This is a genomic window from Bifidobacterium sp. (assembly GCF_050874245.1).
Classification (GTDB): Bacteria; Actinomycetota; Actinomycetes; order Actinomycetales; family Bifidobacteriaceae; genus Bifidobacterium.
This window is the reverse complement of record NZ_JBNMKH010000200.1, coordinates 1-1269: the sequence shown is the minus strand read 5'-3', so window position 1 is coordinate 1269 and position 1269 is coordinate 1. Positions and strand designations below refer to the sequence as shown.

General features: G+C 59.7%; 2 protein-coding genes and 1 pseudogene. All 3 read right to left on the bottom strand.

Annotated features, from left to right (window positions below; all coding sequences use genetic code 11):
* Positions 1 to 158: 158 nt before the first annotated feature.
* Entirely contained in the window at positions 159 to 353 is a 195-nt protein-coding gene (rpmF, locus tag ACR0P8_RS09885) for a 50S ribosomal protein L32 (protein WP_432624875.1), read from the bottom strand.
* Between the two features lie 109 nt (positions 354 to 462).
* Complete coding sequence (locus ACR0P8_RS09880; protein ID WP_432624876.1) at positions 463 to 1050, bottom strand: YceD family protein; 588 nt, start codon at positions 1048 to 1050, stop codon at positions 463 to 465.
* A gap of 15 nt (positions 1051 to 1065) precedes the next feature.
* Positions 1066 to 1269: pseudogene (locus ACR0P8_RS09875) on the bottom strand (cell division protein); the annotation flags it as partial.

Sequence of the window (1269 nt, the reverse complement as noted above, 5' to 3'; positions counted from 1 at the left end):
GTGGTAGGTGCGTGTGATTGGCTTGTGCTGTGCTTCGTCTGTCATGATCCTCTATCTTCTGTTTTCTGGAATTTCCTAGGGTTTTCTAGGATATAAAGATATAAAAAGCCCTGCCACCCGTCGATGGCAGGGCTTTATTCATGCTTGTCCAGTGCTGCTCACTTGGTGTGAATGGACTGGATAGCCTCACGGTAGACGCGGCCGCGGAAAGAACCGCAGCTCGGGCAGGCCATGTGCGGCTGAGCCGGAGCGCCACAGTTCGGGCAGGTCACGGTAGCCGTAGCGGTCGCCTCCCAGTTCGCGCGACGCGAATGAGTGTTGGCGCGCGAGGTCTTGTACTTAGGCAGTGCCATTTCAGTATCCTCTGTTTCGTTCGAACATTTGAGCTTAAGCGTTCAGTACTTTAACGCAACGTGCGTACAAATGCCCTGCGCGGGCATGCGCATGCACGCGTGTCGCCCGTCAGCCCTGCTGTTCGCGTTCCAGTTTCGCCTTGAGATCGGCCAGTCCGGCGAATCGGATGTCGGTCGTCTCGTGCTTATGGTCGGGGTTCTCGTTGAGATCCACGCCGCACTGGGAGCACAGGCCACGGCAATCCTCGCGGCACAGCGGCTGCAGCGGCAGCTCGTCCACCAGCGTATCGCGCAGCAGCGCTTCAAGATCGGCGAAGGAGCCGTTGTTGAGCAGTGGATACGTGTCTTCGGATTCTTCCTCGCCGGCGATGATGTCGACCTCGTCCTGCTGCCTGCGATTGTCACGCTCGTCATGGTAGGGGAAGAACACGGTCACATGCGTGGTCCAGTCACGGATGATGGGCTTCAGGCAACGGGTGCATTCGGCATGCACCGGGGCGTTGATGTCGGCGTTGAGAATCAGACCGTCCACAATCGAGTCGAACGATCCGCTGACGTGTACGGGTTCGCCTTCCTTGACGCCGATGATGTCATCGCCGATGCCGCTGGGCGCGGGGAAATCACTGTCGATCTGCTTGGACTGGCCGGCGCGGGACGCGACCTGCGCAACGGATACGCTCCACGGGGAGTTTTCGATATGTGGCTTGGGTTTTCAGGCCTCCGGGTAGTCGTTCTGGTCAAGATGCGGGAGCTGGTCGGCGGCGGCGCGCTGGCGCTCGTGCAGCACGTTCAGACCGGCGTCCACATCGCTGGTGAGTTTGGTCAGTTGCTGGCGCAGACCTTCCATCACTTTGGCGGAATAGTCGTCGGCGCCTTGCGTGAGATGGTCGGCCTTGGCCTGGGCCGTGTTCAGAAT

What these genes read in the sequence shown, in the direction of transcription:
- rpmF (WP_432624875.1), bottom strand. Translation starts at nt 353, where the DNA reads ATGGCACTGCCTAAGTACAAGACCTCGCGCGCCAACACTCATTCGCGT.